Below are 17779 nucleotides of genomic sequence, written 5' to 3' on the forward strand. Positions count from 1 at the left end.
AACCAGACTATAAATTTTGCAAAAAATGTGATAGAATAGACGACGGATAAAAAAACGGAGGATAGCATGCAAAATAGACCAATCATTATCGGAGTGACAGGTGGTTCTGGTGGTGGTAAGACCAGTGTTTCAAGAGCCATTTTATCGCATTTTCCTGATGAAAAGATTTCCATGATTGAGCATGATTCATACTACAAGGATCAGTCTCATTTGACCTTTGAAGAGCGTGTCAAAACCAACTACGACCATCCTTTTGCCTTTGATACAGACTTGATGATCGAGCAGATTAAGGAATTGTTGGCAGGGCGTCCGGTGGACATCCCGACCTATGACTATACAGAGCATACACGAAGCAGCAAGACCTATCGTCAAGAGCCTCAAGATGTCTTTATCGTTGAGGGGATTTTGGTCTTGGAGGACAAGCGTCTGCGTGATTTGATGGATATCAAGATTTTTGTGGATACAGACGATGATGTGCGCATTATTCGTCGGATCAAGCGTGATATGGAAGAGCGTGGCCGTAGCCTTGATAGCGTTATTGACCAGTATTTAGGTGTGGTCAAGCCCATGTACCATCAGTTTATCGAGCCAACCAAGCGTTATGCCGATATCGTCATTCCTGAGGGAGTCAGCAATACAGTTGCTATCGACCTGTTGACGACCAAGATTGAAAAGATTTTGGAAGAAGCTCGAAATAGCAAATAATCAGATGTGGAGGCTTTGCCTCCTTTTTCTATTTTTCCCTCATAATGGTACATAAATGGAGATTTTTAGGTATATTTTTGGTATAATAATACCCATGAAAGAGCAAGAAAATGAATAGTAGGTGGAGATGGAAAAGTATTTATCGGTAACAACTTTGACCAAGTATCTGAAAATGAAATTCGATAAAGACCCTTACTTGGAACGGGTCTATTTAACTGGTCAAGTTTCCAACTTTCGTAAACGACCTACTCACCAATATTTCTCCCTAAAAGATGACCATGCAGTTATTCAAGCGACTATTTGGTCTGGGATTTATCAGAAATTAGGTTTTGACCTGGAAGAAGGAATGAAGATCAATGTGATTGGGCGTGTGCAGGTCTATGAACCAAGTGGTAGCTACTCCATCATCATTGAAAAGGCAGAGCCTGATGGAGTTGGTGCGCTTGCGATTCAGTTTGAGCAACTCAAGAAAAAATTGACAGAAGAAGGCCTGTTTCAAGAACGCTTCAAGCAACCTCTGCCCCAATTTTCTAAGAGAATTGGTGTAGTGACCAGTCGCAGTGGAGCCGTTATTCGAGATATTATCACGACCGTCAGCAGGCGATTTCCAGGTGTTGATATCCTTCTCTATCCGACTAAGGTTCAAGGAGATGGAGCAGCAGAGGAAATTGCTCGAAATATTGCGCGTGCTAATCAACGAGACGATTTGGATTTGCTGATTATTGGTCGTGGTGGTGGTTCCATAGAGGATCTCTGGGCCTTTAACGAAGAAATTGTGGTACGAGCTATTTTTGAATCTCGTTTGCCAGTTATCTCTAGTGTGGGGCATGAGACGGATGTGACCTTGGCAGATTTTGTGGCAGATCGCCGCGCTGCGACGCCGACAGCGGCAGCTGAACTAGCAACACCTGTGACAAAGTTGGATCTATTAGCTCATTTGCAAAATCAGGAAAAACGGATGGCTACGGCAGTCCGAAATGTCCTATCTAAGAAACAAGAATCTTTGAAAAAATGTAGTCAGTCAGTCATCTTTAGACAGCCAGAGCGTTTGTATGATGGCTATATGCAACGCTTGGATCAACTGCAACTGCGCTTAAAACAAAGTTTACGTACACAGATTTCTGATAACAAACAGGTCGTCCAAGCAAGGACGCATCGACTGGTACAATTATCACCTGTTACCAAAATTCAACGTTATCAAGACCGTCTAGGCCAGTTGGATAAGCTCCTCCGTAGCCAAATGGCGCTGGTTTATGATGCCAAGGTTGCTGAGGTGAAACGACTTTCGGAAGCCTTGTTGATGTTGGATACCGGTCGAATCGTGGCGCGTGGTTATGCTATTGTCAAAAAAGAAGAGTCCGTAGTTGATTCGGTTGAGAGTTTGAAGAAAAAAGACCAAGTGACGCTTTTGATGCGGGATGGTCAAGTAGAATTAGAGGTTAAAGATGTCAAAACAAAAGAAATTTGAGGAAAATCTAGCAGAACTGGAGACTATTGTCCAAAGTTTGGAAAATGGTGAAATTGCTTTGGAAGATGCGATTGCTGCCTTTCAAAAGGGCATGATCTTGTCAAAAGAGCTCCAAGCGACGCTGGACAAGGCTGAAAAGACCTTGGTCAAGGTCATGCAAGAAGACGGAACAGAAAGTGATTTTGAATGAAAAAGCAAGAAAAATTAGCTCTTGTTGAGTCGGCTTTGGAAGACTTTTATGGAGACCAGCAGTTTGCCTCTAGTTTGCGAGAGTCTGTTCTCTATTCCATTCATGCTGGTGGCAAGCGTATTCGGCCTTTTCTTCTGTTAGAAGTTCTGGAAGCCTTGCAGGTGGCTATTAAACCAGCACATGCACAGGTGGCTGCGGCCTTGGAAATGATTCATACAGGGAGTTTGATTCACGATGATCTTCCTGCTATGGATGATGATGATTACCGTCGGGGACGTTTGACCAACCATAAGAAATTTGGAGAAGCAATGGCAATTTTGGCAGGAGATGCTTTATTCCTAGATCCCTATGCCTTGATAGCGCAGGCAGATTTGCCAAGTCAGATCAAGGTGGACTTGATTGCCAACTTATCGCTTGCTTCAGGAAGTCTAGGCATGGTTGCAGGTCAGGTTTTAGACATGGAAGGTGAACACCAGCATTTGTCTTTGGAAGAACTTCAGACCATTCATGCTAATAAGACTGGAAAACTACTAGCCTTTCCTTTCCAAGCGGCTGCTATCATATCCGAATTGGTACCTGAGATGCAGGCAAAACTGAAAACTGTTGGTGAATTGATTGGACTTGCTTTTCAAGTTCGAGATGACGTACTGGATGTGACAGCTAGTTTTGAGGAAATTGGCAAGACACCTCAAAAGGACCTGCAGGCAGAAAAATCAACCTATCCAGCCTTGTTGGGCTTGGAAGAGGCAATTGCCTTTTGTAACCAAACTCTGGATCAAGCTAATGCCAAATTAGAAGAAATTGCCCAGCAGGTTCCTTTTGAGATAGAATCGATTGTAAGTGTAGTAGAAAGTTTGAGGATCAATGACTAAGGAAAGAGTGGATGTACTAGCTTATAAACAGGGCTTGTTTGAAACGCGAGAACAGGCCAAGCGCGGTGTCATGGCTGGTCTAGTCGTAGCAGTCCTTAATGGAGAACGGTTTGACAAGCCAGGAGAGAAAATTCCAGATGACACCGAGCTAAAACTCAAGGGGGAGAAACTCAAGTATGTTAGCCGTGGTGGTTTGAAACTGGAGAAGGCCTTGCAGGTCTTTGATTTGTCAGTTGAAGGAGCTACAACGATTGATATCGGTGCCTCTACTGGAGGTTTTACCGATGTTATGTTGCAAAATGGTGCTGAGTTAGTCTTTGCAGTCGATGTCGGTACCAATCAATTGGCTTGGAAACTACGCCAAGACCCACGGGTTGTCAGTATGGAGCAGTTCAATTTCCGCTATGCTGAAAAGACTGATTTCGAGCAGGAACCGAGCTTTGCCAGCATTGACGTGAGTTTCATTTCCCTCAGTCTGATTCTTCCGGCCTTGCACCGTGTGTTGGCTGATCAAGGTCAGGTTGTGGCTCTGGTTAAGCCCCAGTTTGAGGCAGGACGTGAGCAGATTGGGAAAAATGGAATTATTCGAGATGCTAAAGTTCATCAGAATGTCCTTGAATCTGTAACAGCTATGGCAGTAGAGGAAGGCTTTTCAGTCCTTGGATTGGATTTTTCTCCTATCCAAGGCGGTCATGGAAATATTGAGTTTTTAGTGTATTTGAAAAAAGAAGAGTCAGCAAGTAATCAGGTTCTTGCTGAAATTGAAGAAGTAGTAGAGAGGGCGCATAGTCAATTTAAAAATGAATAAAAAAGAGAGACTTGAAAAAATTAGACGATTTGTGACAGATTATCAAATCGGCACACAAGAAGAAATTGTAGAACATTTGAAAGAGGCAGGAATCACTGCTACTCAAGCAACGGTATCACGGGATATCAAAGAGCTGGGTATTGTCAAAATTCCTTTGAGAGACAACACCTATGTCTATGAATTGCCAAAATCAATCGTAAAAAGTTTGCAACTGGCTGAAGACAATATTGAGTCAGCTGAATTGATGGACAAGATGATCAATCTCCAAGTTATTCCAGGAAATACAGCTTTTGTAAAAGCTCAGTTAATTGAGACTTTTGCTGACAAGATTTTTAGCTGTTTAGCTGATGATAGCTCGATTTTAGTCATTGCAAGAAGTGAAAGTCTAGCTGAGGAAATCTTTGAACAAGTAAAAAATTGGTAGGTCTATATGTTACTTGAAATTTCGATAAAAAACTTTGCCATTATTGAGGCTATTTCCCTCAATTTTGAAAAGGGGATGACTGTCCTGACTGGTGAAACGGGTGCAGGGAAGTCGATTATCATTGATGCCATGAATATGATGTTGGGAGCTCGTGCTACGACAGATGTTATTCGTCATGGTGCGCCAAAGGCAGAGATTGAGGGACTTTTCTCAGTCGAGAATAGTCGCCTTTTGCAGGAAATTTTTGATGAGCAAGGTTTGGAAATGGGGGATGAAATTATCATCCGTCGGGAAATCTTGCAAAATGGTCGGAGTATCAGCCGTGTCAATGGCCAGATGGTCAATCTGTCTGTTTTGCGTGCTATTGGACAACATCTAGTAGATATTCATGGTCAGCATGACCAAGAGGAGTTAATGCGTCCTCAACTGCATATCCAGATGTTGGATGAATTTGGTGATACAGCCTTTTGGGCCTTGAAAGAAACCTATCAAACGAGTTTTGATTCCTACCGTAAAATGCGTAAGCAGGTTCTGGAAGTCAAGAAAAACCAACAGGAACACAAGGCACGTATCGAAATGTTGGAATTTCAAATGGCAGAGATTGAGGCAGCAAACTTGCAGGCTGGAGAAGATTTGGCTCTTAATCAAGAGCGTGATAAACTGCTCAACCATAAAAATATTGCGGATACACTGACCAATGCCTACAGCATGTTGGACAATGAAGACTTTTCAAGTTTAGCCAATGTTCGTTCAGCCATGAATGACATGGAAAGTGTCGAAGAGTATGACCCTGAATACCGTGAAATTTCAAGTTCTCTGTCTGAGACCTACTATGTCTTAGAAGACATTAGCAAGCGTCTGGAAGCTATTATTGAGGACCTTGATTTTGATGGCAATCGTCTCATGCAGGTTGAGAATCGTTTGGATCTCCTTCATACTATTACCCGCAAGTATGGTGGGACTGTAGACGATGTTTTGCTTTATTTTGCCAAGATTACGGAAGAATACAATCTCTTGACAGGCAATAATCTCTCGTCTGAGGACATGGAAGCTGAGCTCAAGAAATTGGAAGTTAATCTTGTCGACTTGGCAGGTCAGCTTGCATCTGCTCGTCATGATTTGGCTCAGCAGCTTGAAGCTGAGATTAAACAAGAACTGCAAGACCTTTATATGGAAAAAGCCCAGTTTCAGGTTCGTTTTAGCAAGGGAAAATTCAGTCGTCAGGGAAATGAAATGGTTGAGTTTTACATTTCAACCAACCCTGGCGAAGACTTTAAACCTTTGGTCAAGGTTGCTTCTGGTGGGGAATTATCCCGTCTCATGCTAGCTATTAAATCTGCCTTTTCACGTAAAGAAGGCAAGACTAGCATTGTCTTTGATGAGGTGGATACGGGAGTTTCAGGCCGTGTAGCTCAGGCCATTGCACAGAAGATTCACAAGATTGGCCAACATGGTCAGGTTCTGGCTATTTCCCATTTGCCACAAGTGATTGCGATTGCGGATTATCAATTCTTTATTGAGAAGATTAGCAATGAGCATTCAACGGTTTCGACTGTTCGTCTCTTGACGGTTGAAGAGCGAGTGGAAGAAGTTGCTAAGATGTTGGCAGGTGATGATGTGACGGAAGCAGCCCTGACGCAAGCCAGAGAATTGTTGAGAAACAGGGAGAAATAAGATGACAGACTATTATGTAATTGGAGATGTCCACGGAAAAGCTGGGATGCTGGAAGACCTTCTCAAAACATGGGATGGTCAGACCCAGTTGCTCTTTCTAGGGGATTTGATTGACCGTGGTGAAGATAGTCGCCGTGTCCTTGAAATGGTCAAGGACTTGGTCGATAATCAAGGGGCGATCTGTTTGTCAGGAAATCACGAGTATATGTTTTTGACTTGGCTAGATGACCCAGAAGAAAGTTATGACCATTATCGTCGCAATGGTGGAGATACAACCATTAACTCTATCCTAGGTCGTCCCTTGGATGCACCAGTTGATGGGGTAGAAGATGCCAAGCGGGTTACCACTGAAGCGGCAGACTTGGTCGAATTTATTCGTCAAATGCCGTTTGTGGTAGAGACAGATAAGTATATCTTTGTTCACGCAGGTATTGATTTGACATTAGACGACTGGCATGAAACCACAGATTACAAGAAAGTCTGGCTTAGAAAACCATTCCACGAAGCCGAAAATCATACTGGGAAAACTATTGTCTTTGGTCACACACCAGTTTATGGTTTGTTGAATCAAGACCGAGGTACAGCTGAGCTTTGGACTACAGAAGATGGTAAGATTGGGATGGACGGAGGAGCTGTCTACGGTGGTGTCCTTCATGGAATTGTCTTTACAGACCAAGGAATGACAGAACACCACTTTATCGAAAATGACGGTTTTATCGCTGAAGATTAGTACTCCTAGCAGGGTATGGTCTTGTCAAAATGTCAAAAACAATTTATAATAAATAGATACCCTGAAAGGAAGAGAATCATGAACTTAGAAGAATTGAAAAAACGACAGGAGAAGATCCGTAACTTCTCTATTATCGCCCATATTGACCACGGGAAATCGACTCTAGCAGACCGCATTTTGGAAAAGACAGAGACCGTGTCAAGCCGTGAAATGCAGGCCCAGCTTTTGGATAGCATGGATTTAGAACGGGAACGTGGGATTACCATTAAGTTGAATGCCATCGAGCTGAATTATACTGCTAAAGATGGGGAAACTTATATTTTCCACTTGATTGACACGCCGGGGCACGTTGACTTTACCTATGAAGTTTCGCGTTCGCTAGCTGCCTGTGAGGGAGCGATTTTGGTGGTCGATGCTGCTCAAGGGATTGAGGCTCAAACCCTTGCCAACGTTTATCTGGCCTTGGATAATGATTTGGAAATCATGCCAGTCATTAATAAAATTGACCTGCCAGCAGCAGACCCTGAGCGCGTGCGTACTGAGATTGAGGATGTCATTGGTTTGGATGCCAGCGAAGCAGTCTTAGCATCTGCCAAGGCCGGAATCGGGATTGAAGAAATCCTCGAGCAAATCGTAGAAAAAGTGCCAGCTCCAACAGGTGATGTGACGGCGCCACTTAAGGCCTTGATTTTTGACTCTGTTTACGATGCTTACCGTGGGGTTATCCTCCAAGTTCGTGTCATGGATGGAGTGGTCAAACCTGGTGATAAGATTCAGCTCATGAGCAATGGCAAGACCTTTGATGTGACAGAAGTTGGTATTTTTACACCCAAAGCAGTTGGTCGTGATTTTCTTGCGACTGGTGACGTTGGTTATATTGCGGCTTCTATTAAGACGGTTCAGGATACGCGTGTGGGTGATACCGTTACCTTGGCAACCAATCCTGCGGCAGAGCCATTACATGGCTACAAGCAGATGAATCCTATGGTTTTTGCAGGTCTCTACCCAATTGAGTCAAACAAGTACAATGACCTACGTGAAGCCCTTGAAAAATTGCAACTGAATGATGCTAGTCTCCAATTTGAACCAGAAACATCTCAGGCACTTGGATTTGGTTTCCGTTGTGGTTTCCTTGGCCTTCTTCATATGGATGTTATCCAAGAACGTTTGGAACGTGAGTTCAACATCGACCTCATCATGACAGCTCCGTCTGTTATCTATAAGGTTAATTTGACCGACAGTGAGTCTATGGATGTGTCTAACCCATCTGAGTTCCCAGACCCAACTAAGATTGCGACCATTGAGGAGCCATATGTTAAGGCGCAAATCATGGTACCACAGGAGTTTGTTGGAGCAGTGATGGAATTAGCACAGCGCAAGCGTGGGGACTTTGTGACGATGGACTATATTGATGATAACCGTGTTAATGTCATCTATCAAATTCCACTTGCTGAAATCGTCTTTGACTTCTTTGATAAGCTTAAGTCTTCGACGCGTGGTTATGCAAGCTTTGACTACGAATTGTCAGAGTATCGTCCGTCTAAGCTGGTGAAAATGGATATCCTTCTCAATGGAGACAAGGTGGATGCCCTCAGTTTCATCGTTCATAAGGATTTTGCCTACGAACGTGGAAAACTCATCGTTGATAAGCTCAAGAAAATTATTCCTCGTCAACAATTTGAAGTTCCAATCCAAGCAGCTATTGGACATAAGATTGTGGCTCGTACTGATATCAAGGCCCTTCGTAAGAACGTACTTGCTAAATGTTATGGTGGTGACGTTTCTCGTAAACGTAAACTCCTTGAAAAACAAAAAGCTGGTAAGAAGCGTATGAAAGCCATCGGATCAGTAGAAGTTCCACAAGAAGCCTTTCTCAGCGTCTTGAGTATGGATGAAGAGTAAGTTATCAGAAATGCCTTTCCTTGTTCATAGGAAATTTATATAAGAATTAATCGTAAAGCAGGCTTAGATGGTCTGCTTTTTTAGTTTCTAGAACAGCAAAAATGTTTGGAATGTTTGTTTATGTGTTTGTTTTTTAGCAACAAACTATAAAAACAACAAAAATATAAAAAAAGAGACAAAAAAGAACAGAAAGTTGTTGACAACGGTTTCATATAGTGTTATACTTATAGCATAAAGTTAATGGAAAGAAGGGAAAACCTTATGGGATTAGATCATTTCTTTGACAAAAACCTTGTGTTTTGCTTAGAAGCGGATAATCAAGAACATCTCTTTGATCAGGTTGCAACTTTATTGGAAGAACGAGAAATCGTAACTCCAACCTATCGTGAAGCCTTGATCACGCGTGAAAAGTCATTTCCAACTGGCTTAGATATGGAATTTTTGGGTAAGGATTTGCCGAATGTGGCTATTCCTCATACAGATATTGTTCATAATCTAGCTGAGAAAGTTGTAGTCGTTCGATTAGATAAACCAGTGACTTTCCACAATATGATTGCACCGGATAAGGAAGTAGAAGTATCCCTGCTCTTCTTTATCATTAATAACTCAAGTTCAAGTCAAACAAACATTCTTGCTCAGTTGATGGACTTCTTTACTGGAAATGGTCATCTTGAAGACCTATCAAAAATTTCTGAACCTGAAGCCCTCTATGCTTATATTGCTGAAGCAATCGCTTAATCTTGTCTATTAAAAATATTAAATCGGAGGAAATCCATATGATTAAAATTCTTGCTGCCTGCGGTGCAGGTGTTAACTCAAGCCATCAAATTAAAAGCGCTCTTGAAGAAGAACTTTCAAACCGCGGTTTTGATGTTCACTGTGATGCAGTTATGGTAAAAGATGTTAACGAAGACCTTATCAAAGGTTATGACATCTTTACTCCAATTGCTGCTACAGATCTTGGTTTTGACCCAGGTATTCCAGTTATTGAAGCTGGACCAATCTTATTCCGTATCCCAGCTATGAGTGCTCCAGTATTTGACAATATTGAAGCAGCTATTAAAGAACACGGATTAAGCTAATTTTAATTTGTTAACATTCATATAACTATAAAAAGGGAGGAACAGTTATGGATGCAATCTTTGACCTAATCAAAAAGGTCTTTACACCCGTCTTAGATATGGGTGGTCCTGTCATCATGTTGATCATTTTGACAATATTGGCTCTACTTTTTGGAGTGAAATTCTCCAAAGCGCTTGAAGGTGGTATCAAACTTGCCATCGCTCTTACTGGTATCGGTGCTATCATCGGTATGCTAAATGGTGCTTTCTCAGCATCGCTTGCAAAATTCGTTGAAAATACTGGTATTCAATTGAGTATTACCGACGTTGGTTGGGCACCACTTGCTACAATCACTTGGGGTTCTGCTTGGACACTTTACTTCTTGCTCATCATGTTGATTGTCAACGTAGTGATGCTTGCTATGAAGAAAACAGATACACTTGACGTTGATATCTTCGATATCTGGCACTTGTCTATCACAGGTCTTTTGATTAAATGGTATGCAGACAACAACGGTGTGAGCCAAGGGGTTTCACTATTGATTGCTACAGCAGCTATTGTACTTGTTGGGGTTCTTAAAATCATCAACTCTGACTTGATGAAACCTACATTTGATGACCTTCTTAACGCACCAAGTTCATCTCCAATGACTTCAACTCACATGAACTACATGATGAACCCAGTTATCATGGTTTTGGATAAGATTTTTGAAAAATTCTTCCCAGGTCTTGATAAATATGACTTTGATGCTGCTAAATTGAACAAGAAAATCGGTTTCTGGGGATCTAAATTCTTCATCGGTTTCATTCTTGGTATCGTTATCGGTATTATGGGTACTCCACATCCAATTGAAGGGGTTGCAGATGCAGATAAATGGCGTCTTGTTATCAAAGGATGGTTATCTCTTGGTTTGACTGCCGGTGTATCTTTGGAACTCTTCTCACTTATCGGTTCATGGTTCATCGCTGCCGTAGAACCACTTTCACAAGGTATTACAAACGTTGCTACTAAACGTCTTCAAGGACGTAAATTCAACATCGGTCTTGACTGGCCATTCATCGCTGGTCGTGCTGAAATCTGGGCTTGTGCCAACGTACTTGCACCAATCATGTTGATTGAAGCAGTGCTTCTTTCAAAAGTCGGAAATGGTATCTTGCCACTTGCAGGTATCATCGCTATGGGTGTTACTCCAGCTCTCTTGGTTGTAACACGTGGTAAATTGCTCCGTATGATTATCTTCGGAACACTCTTGTTGCCACTCTTCCTTCTTTCAGGTACACTTATCGCACCATTTGCAACAGAACTTGCTAAAGGTGTAGGTGCCTTCCCAGCAGGTGTGAGTGAAACTCAATTGATCACTCACTCAACTCTTGAAGGACCAATCGAAAAACTTCTTGGTTGGACAATTGGTAACACTACAACAGGTGATATCAAAGCAATCCTTGGTGCTGTAGTCTTCCTTGTATTCTATATCGGTATCTTTGCTTGGTACAGAAAACAAATGATCAAACGTAACGAAGAGTACGCAGCAAAAGCAAAATAATGCGCTCCTATAAAATGTAAGCTCAATGAAAATCAAAGAGCAAACTAGGAAGCTTGCCGCAGGCTGTACTAAAGTACGGCAAGGCGATGCTGACGAAGTTTGAATTTGATTTTCGCAGAGTGTAAATTGTTGAAACTAGGTTGTCATACCTTCTAGGAGTGACAGCCTAGTTTTTTATAAACTATCAAGAAATCGGAGAAAATAATGGTAATTGAATTAAAATCAGAACAACTAAGAGTTCAATTTAACAGTTTTGGTGGGGCTCTTTCTTCTATAAAAGATGCTGAAGGTCTTGAGTATTTGTGGCAAGGAGATGCTACTTATTGGAGTGGACAAGCTCCAGTTCTCTTCCCCATTTGTGGTTCATTGAGAGAGGATACAGCCGTCTATATAGATGAGAAGGGGCAAGAAAGTAAAGGAAAGATTCCTCGTCATGGTCTGGTCCGCAAGAAAGAATTTGACTTAGTTGAACAGACAGATAAGAGCGTAACTTTTGCAATTGAAGACGATGAGAATAGCTATCAGAACTACCCTTATCATTTCCGACTAGAAATCACTTATAGCCTTAATGGTAAGACAGTACGGACTCAATACAAGATTTTCAATAAAGAAACTAGCAAAGTCATGCCTTACTTTATTGGTGGGCATCCAGGCTTTAATTGTCCTCTACTTGATGCTGAAGACTATGAAGATTACTATTTAGAGTTTGAGAAAGAAGAGACTTGCTCTGTTCCACGTCCTTTCCCAGAAACAGGTATGTTGGATTTTCAAGATAGAAGTCCATGGCTAGAGGGGCAAAAAGAATTAGACCTCAGCTATGATCTTTTCAGTACAGATGCAGTTACTTTAGATGAATTGCAATCTAGAACAATTTCCCTTCGTTCTAGTAAACATGAGAAAGGGTTGAAAGTGCACTTTGCAGAGTTTCCAAACCTTATTGTCTGGTCAACCTTGAATAAGGGACCTTTCATTGCTTTTGAACCATGGTCTGGTTTGTCAACATCCCTTGAAGAAGGAGATCATCTAGAAGATAAGAAGAATGTTCGTCTCCTAGAACCTGGTCAAGTGGATCAAATTGGTTTTGATATCGAAATTTTTTAGTTAAAAACACAAAAACAAACATTAACTGTTGACTTTTTCGACAAATAGGAGTATATTATGTTTGTAAGCAACAAATGATGTTTGTAACAAACAAATAATCAATTGTTATATTCTCTTTGAAAGAGAGATTATTCTAGGAAATTGATTTCCTAAACTTGAATAAGGTGTCATTCATCTCATTCAATCCAATTTGTCAATAAACTGCTAGAAAGCTTTTTGTAGGTAATACTCAATGAAAATTAAAGAGCAAACTAGGAAACTAGCCGCAGGCTGTACTTGAGTACGGCAAGGCGACGTTGACGCGGTTTGAATTTGATTTTCGAAGAGTATAAACTGCTAACTATAAAAGGTTTTATTAGCCTAGAAAAATAAAAAGGAGTATACAATATGTCTATTGTTATCGGTGCAGATGCTGCAGGTTTGAGATTGAAAGAAGTTGTGAAAGACTTCTTGGAAAAAGAAAACTTCCACGTTGTGGATGTTACAGCTGAAGGTCAAGACTTTGTTGATGTGACTCTTGCTGTTGCTGCAGAAGTAAACAAAGAAGAACAAAACCTTGGTATTGTGATTGATGCTTATGGTGCTGGTCCTTTCATGGTTGCAACTAAAATCAAAGGAATGGTTGCTGCAGAAGTTTCTGACGAACGTTCAGCTTATATGACTCGTGGCCACAACAACTCACGTATGATCACTATGGGTGCACAACTTGTTGGTGATGAATTGGCTAAAAACATTGCTAAAGGATTTGTTAACGGTAAATACGACGGTGGACGTCACCAAATTCGTGTCGACATGTTGAACAAAATGTGCTAATTAGATTACAGTAAGAAAGGTAAGTTAAAAATGAGAATTGCAATTGGATGTGACCACATCGTAACAGATGAAAAAATGGCGGTTTCAGAATTTTTGAAATCAAAAGGATATGAAGTCATTGACTTTGGTACTTATGACCACACACGTACTCACTACCCAATCTTTGGTAAAAAAGTTGGTGAAGCTGTAACTAGCGGTCAAGCTGATCTTGGGGTATGTATCTGTGGTACTGGTGTTGGTATCAACAACGCTGTCAATAAAGTTCCAGGTGTCCGTTCTGCCTTGGTTCGTGATATGACAACAGCCCTTTATGCTAAAGAACAATTGAACGCCAACGTTATCGGTTTTGGTGGCAAGATTACTGGTGAATTGCTCATGTGTGACATCATCGAAGCTTTCATCCATGCTGAATACAAACCATCTGAAGAAAACAAAAAATTGATTGCAAAAATTGAACACGTTGAAAGTCACAATGCTCAACAAACAGATGCAAACTTCTTCACTGAATTCCTTGAAAAATGGGATCGCGGAGAATACCACGACTAAGAGGTGACCTATGATTTTAACAGTCACAATGAACCCATCCATTGATATTTCCTATCCCTTGGATGAGTTGAAGATTGATACTGTCAATCGTGTGGTGGATGTAACCAAAACGGCTGGTGGTAAGGGACTCAATGTTACCCGAGTACTTTCAGAATTTGGAGATTCAGTTCTTGCTACTGGTTTAGTGGGTGGTAAACTTGGTGAGTTTTTGGTTGAAAATATCGATGATCAAGTAAAGAAAGATTTCTTCTCAATTCAGGGAGAGACTCGTAACTGTATTGCTATTCTCCATGGAGATAACCAAACAGAAGTTCTTGAAAAAGGTCCTGAAGTTCTTGAACAAGAAGGTCAAGACTTTTTGGAACATTTCAAAAATCTTCTGGAGTCAGTTGAAGTAGTAGCTATCTCAGGTAGTCTGCCAGCTGGCCTTCCAGTTGATTACTATGCGAGCTTGGTAGAACTTGCTAATCAAGCTGGTAAACCTGTAGTCTTGGACTGCTCTGGTGCAGCACTTCAGGCGGTTCTTGAATCACCACATAAACCAACAGTCATCAAACCAAATAATGAGGAATTGTCTCAGCTTCTCGGAAGAGAAGTTTCTGAGGATTTGGATGAATTAAAAGAAGTCCTTCAAGAACCTTTGTTTGCAGGTATTGAATGGATTATCGTTTCACTTGGTGCCAACGGTGCCTTTGCCAAACATGGCGACACTTTCTACAAGGTAGATATTCCTAGAATCCAGGTAGTCAACCCTGTCGGTTCTGGAGATTCTACTGTAGCAGGAATTTCTTCAGGACTACTTCATAAAGAATCGGATGCAGCATTACTCATCAAGGCAAATGTCCTTGGTATGCTCAATGCTCAAGAAAAAATGACTGGTCATGTCAACATGGCCAACTATCAAGCTCTATATGATCAATTAATAGTAAAAGAGGTATAAAATGGCTTTAACAGAACAAAAACGTGCTCGCTTAGAAAAACTTTCTGATGAAAATGGTATCATCTCAGCTCTTGCATTTGACCAACGCGGTGCTTTGAAACGCCTCATGGCTCAACACCAAACAGAAGAACCAACTGTAGCTCAAATGGAAGAACTGAAAGTCTTGGTTGCAGATGAATTGACTAAATACGCTTCATCAATGCTTCTTGACCCTGAATATGGACTTCCAGCAACTAAAGCTCTTGATGAAAAAGCTGGTCTTCTCCTTGCTTATGAAAAAACAGGTTATGACACAACAAGCACAAAACGCTTGCCAGACTGCTTGGATGTTTGGTCTGCAAAACGTATTAAAGAAGAAGGTGCAGATGCAGTTAAATTCTTGCTTTACTATGACGTAGATAGCTCAGACGAACTCAATCAAGAAAAACAAGCTTACATCGAACGTATCGGTTCTGAATGTGTGGCTGAAGATATCCCATTCTTCCTTGAAATCCTTGCTTACGATGAAAAAATTGCGGACGCAGGTTCTGTAGAATATGCGAAAGTAAAACCACACAAAGTTATCGGTGCTATGAAAGTCTTCTCAGACCCACGCTTTAACATTGACGTCTTGAAAGTAGAAGTTCCTGTTAACATTAAATATGTTGAAGGCTTCGCTGAAGGTGAAGTAGTTTATACACGTGAAGAAGCAGCAGCATTCTTCAAAGCACAAGATGAAGCAACTAACTTGCCATATATCTACTTGAGTGCTGGTGTATCAGCTAAACTTTTCCAAGATACTCTTGTATTTGCTCACGAATCAGGTGCAAACTTCAATGGAGTTCTTTGTGGCCGTGCTACATGGGCTGGATCAGTTGAAGCATACATCAAAGATGGTGAAGCAGCAGCTCGCGAATGGCTTCGCACAACTGGTTTTGAAAATATTGATGAACTCAACAAAGTTCTTCAAACAACAGCAACTTCATGGAAAGAACGCGTGTAAGCAAGTCTTTTAAAACTGAAATTTTTAATACTTACAAAAATCCCCACCAATCGGTGGGGATCATTTTATAGTTTAGAAAGAATAATTTTTGTTTGTTTTGAAAGTTGTTCGAAGGTTTCTTTGCTCAGTTTAGAATCTGAAACGATGGTGTCAATATCAGAGATATTGTAGAAGGTATAAAAATCAAATTTATTGAACTTACTATTGTCAGCTAGTAAGTATTTTTTATTGGAATTGTTGAGAGCGATGCGTTGGGATTCACCTTCCTCTTCACTAAAGGTCGCAATCGCATTGTCCTTAATACCATTACAGCTAACGAAAGCTTTAGAAAATTGAAGATTGGCTAAGTTTTGCAAGGTTAGTGTTCCCACAAAGGCTCCAGTGATAGAGCGGTAATTCCCACCAATTAAAATCAAATCTGTTAGTTTTCGTTCGTTTAAGATGAGAAAGACTGGTAAACTGTTTGTTACAACACGAATATTATCAATTGGTAGTTCACGGGCAAAAGATTCTAAGGTCGTACCAGGGCCGATAAAAATAGTTTCACCCTCATCAATTAAATGGCCTGCAAAACGGCTAATTTCTTGTTTTTCTGCAATCTGTAAGCTTTGTTTTTCAATATTGGAACGTTCATTATTTAAAATAGAACCTGTGCGAATTTTCTCAGCTCCCCCGTGCACCCGAACAAGTAAATCCTTGTCTGCCAACTCTTGCAAGTAGCGTCTAGCAGTCATATCTGATACATCCAAGTGAGTCATGATTTCTTTTACAGTAATAGTTCCCTTTGTATTTACCGTTTCTAGAATATTATCTAGTTTTTCCTGCTTAAGCATCGTTATCACCTCTATTTCTATTACTATTTTATCATAAAGTATTCAATCAATCAATTTAAAAAACAAAAGAAAACAAAAACAAAAATATCATGGTTGTTTTAAACAAACCATGATATTGATATCAGTTATAAAATTGTTGACTTAGTCTAAACCGTAGTTGTAGTCATCGTCTTGCATGGCTTCAACTTCACCAAGAAGGTAGCCATTTCCGACTTGAGAGAAGAAGTCGTGGTTAGATGTTCCTGTTGAAATACCGTTCATAACGATTGGGTTGACATCATCAGCTGAATCTGGGAAGAGTGGATCTTGTCCCAGATTCATGAGTGCCTTGTTGGCATTGTAGCGAAGGAAGGTTTTGACTTCCTCAGTCCAGCCAACACCGTCATAGAGGCTTTCTGTATAGCCCTCTTCGTTCTCGTAGAGAGTGTAGAGTAGGTCGTACATCCATTCTTTGAGCTTTTCTTGCTCTTCTTCAGGCAATTCATTGAAACCAAGTTGGAATTTATATCCGATGTAGGTTCCGTGAACAGACTCATCACGAATGATTAATTTGATGATTTCCGCAACGTTGGCTAGTTTGTTGTTACCGAGATAGTAGAGGGGAGTGAAGAAACCAGAGTAGAAGAGGAAGGTTTCAAGGAAAACACTGGCAACTTTCTTTTCAAGTGGGCTACCGTTTAGGTAGATTTCGTTGACAATCTCAGCCTTCTTTTGTAGGTAAGGATTGGTATTGGTCCATTCGAAAATTTCTTCAATCTCAGCCTTAGTATTCAAGGTAGAAAAGATTGATGAGTAAGATTTAGCATGGACAGACTCCATAAATTGGATGTTATTGAAAACAGCTTCCTCATGGGGTGTACGGATGTCTGCGCGAAGGGCTTGAACCCCAGTTTCAGATTGCATAGTATCGAGAAGTGTTAAACCACCAAAGACTTTTCCAACCAAGTCTTTTTCTACATTTGATAGCTTTCTCCAGTCATCCAAGTCATTTGACAAAGGAATACGTGTATCGAGCCAGAATTGCTCCGTCAGTTTTTCCCAAGTTGATTTGTCGATGACATCTTCGATGGCATTCCAGTTAATGGCTTTGTAGTAAGTTTCCATTTTGAAATCTCTTTCTGTGTTTAGTATTGCGAACTCACAATTATCTTTATTTTAACATAATTCTAGAGGAGTATCGCACAAA

At 40.8% G+C, this 17779-nt stretch carries 19 protein-coding genes; 17 read left to right on the top strand and 2 right to left on the bottom strand.

Going from position 1 to position 17779, the window contains the following annotated elements; translation table 11 throughout:
• The first annotated feature begins 66 nt into the window (after positions 1-66).
• From udk to lacD, 17 genes are all read left to right on the top strand, one after another.
• Positions 67-705: a uridine kinase gene (gene udk, locus N8L39_RS01230; protein ID WP_001181377.1), complete on the top strand. Its 639-nt coding sequence runs from the start codon at positions 67-69 to the stop codon at positions 703-705.
• Positions 706-832: 127 nt separating this feature from the next.
• Complete coding sequence (xseA, locus tag N8L39_RS01235; protein ID WP_261009943.1) at positions 833-2173, top strand: exodeoxyribonuclease VII large subunit; 1341 nt, start codon at positions 833-835, stop codon at positions 2171-2173.
• On the top strand, positions 2151-2363 hold the full coding sequence (locus N8L39_RS01240) for an exodeoxyribonuclease VII small subunit (protein WP_033629613.1): 213 nt from the start codon (positions 2151-2153) through the stop codon (positions 2361-2363). Before xseA ends, N8L39_RS01240 begins: the two co-directional genes overlap by 23 nt.
• Positions 2360-3235, top strand: a complete 876-nt coding sequence (locus N8L39_RS01245) for a polyprenyl synthetase family protein (protein ID WP_261009942.1) — start codon at positions 2360-2362, stop codon at positions 3233-3235. The genes N8L39_RS01240 and N8L39_RS01245 overlap by 4 nt, the downstream gene beginning before the upstream one ends.
• The gene (locus tag N8L39_RS01250; protein WP_261009941.1) at positions 3228-4043 is read left to right on the top strand and encodes a TlyA family RNA methyltransferase; all 816 of its coding nucleotides are present in this window, start codon (positions 3228-3230) and stop codon (positions 4041-4043) included. Before N8L39_RS01245 ends, N8L39_RS01250 begins: the two co-directional genes overlap by 8 nt.
• Positions 4036-4467, top strand: a complete 432-nt coding sequence (locus tag N8L39_RS01255) for an arginine repressor (RefSeq protein WP_020900686.1) — start codon at positions 4036-4038, stop codon at positions 4465-4467. Before N8L39_RS01250 ends, N8L39_RS01255 begins: the two co-directional genes overlap by 8 nt.
• A 6-nt stretch (positions 4468-4473) precedes the next feature.
• Positions 4474-6141, top strand: a complete 1668-nt coding sequence (gene recN / locus N8L39_RS01260; protein WP_261009940.1) for a DNA repair protein RecN — start codon at positions 4474-4476, stop codon at positions 6139-6141.
• A gap of 1 nt (position 6142) precedes the next feature.
• Positions 6143-6871 (top strand): metallophosphoesterase family protein, encoded by a 729-nt coding sequence (locus N8L39_RS01265; RefSeq protein WP_261009939.1) that lies wholly within the window; start codon positions 6143-6145, stop codon positions 6869-6871.
• 78 nt (positions 6872-6949) lie between these two features.
• The gene (lepA, locus tag N8L39_RS01270; protein WP_261009938.1) at positions 6950-8773 is read left to right on the top strand and encodes a translation elongation factor 4; all 1824 of its coding nucleotides are present in this window, start codon (positions 6950-6952) and stop codon (positions 8771-8773) included.
• 261 nt (positions 8774-9034) lie between these two features.
• Positions 9035-9511: a PTS sugar transporter subunit IIA gene (locus N8L39_RS01275; protein WP_000521972.1), complete on the top strand. Its 477-nt coding sequence runs from the start codon at positions 9035-9037 to the stop codon at positions 9509-9511.
• A gap of 38 nt (positions 9512-9549) precedes the next feature.
• Entirely contained in the window at positions 9550-9855 is a 306-nt protein-coding gene (locus tag N8L39_RS01280) for a PTS sugar transporter subunit IIB (RefSeq protein ID WP_000590547.1), read from the top strand.
• 47 nt (positions 9856-9902) lie between these two features.
• Entirely contained in the window at positions 9903-11378 is a 1476-nt protein-coding gene (locus N8L39_RS01285) for a PTS galactitol transporter subunit IIC (protein ID WP_261009937.1), read from the top strand.
• Positions 11379-11582: 204 nt separating this feature from the next.
• Entirely contained in the window at positions 11583-12479 is an 897-nt protein-coding gene (locus tag N8L39_RS01290; RefSeq protein WP_261009936.1) for an aldose 1-epimerase family protein, read from the top strand.
• Positions 12480-12866: 387 nt separating this feature from the next.
• A complete protein-coding gene (lacA, locus tag N8L39_RS01295; protein ID WP_000029277.1) occupies positions 12867-13292 on the top strand; it encodes a galactose-6-phosphate isomerase subunit LacA in 426 nt (141 codons plus the stop codon).
• A gap of 30 nt (positions 13293-13322) precedes the next feature.
• Complete coding sequence (lacB, locus tag N8L39_RS01300; protein ID WP_001216913.1) at positions 13323-13838, top strand: galactose-6-phosphate isomerase subunit LacB; 516 nt, start codon at positions 13323-13325, stop codon at positions 13836-13838.
• Between the two features lie 10 nt (positions 13839-13848).
• Positions 13849-14778, top strand: a complete 930-nt coding sequence (locus N8L39_RS01305) for a tagatose-6-phosphate kinase (protein ID WP_261009935.1) — start codon at positions 13849-13851, stop codon at positions 14776-14778.
• Position 14779: 1 nt separating this feature from the next.
• Positions 14780-15760 (top strand): tagatose-bisphosphate aldolase, encoded by a 981-nt coding sequence (lacD, locus tag N8L39_RS01310; RefSeq protein ID WP_001229114.1) that lies wholly within the window; start codon positions 14780-14782, stop codon positions 15758-15760.
• A gap of 65 nt (positions 15761-15825) precedes the next feature.
• Here the strand turns inward: lacD and N8L39_RS01315 are convergent, their stop codons facing one another.
• Positions 15826-16593: a DeoR/GlpR family DNA-binding transcription regulator gene (locus N8L39_RS01315; RefSeq protein ID WP_261009934.1), complete on the bottom strand. Its 768-nt coding sequence runs from the start codon at positions 16591-16593 to the stop codon at positions 15826-15828.
• A gap of 141 nt (positions 16594-16734) precedes the next feature.
• Positions 16735-17697: a class 1b ribonucleoside-diphosphate reductase subunit beta gene (nrdF, locus tag N8L39_RS01320; RefSeq protein ID WP_000451386.1), complete on the bottom strand. Its 963-nt coding sequence runs from the start codon at positions 17695-17697 to the stop codon at positions 16735-16737.
• Between the last annotated feature and the right edge of the window lie 82 nt (positions 17698-17779).

The sequence above is a fragment of the Streptococcus mitis genome (genome assembly GCF_946190285.1).
Lineage (GTDB): Bacteria > Bacillota > Bacilli > Lactobacillales > Streptococcaceae > Streptococcus > Streptococcus mitis_CP.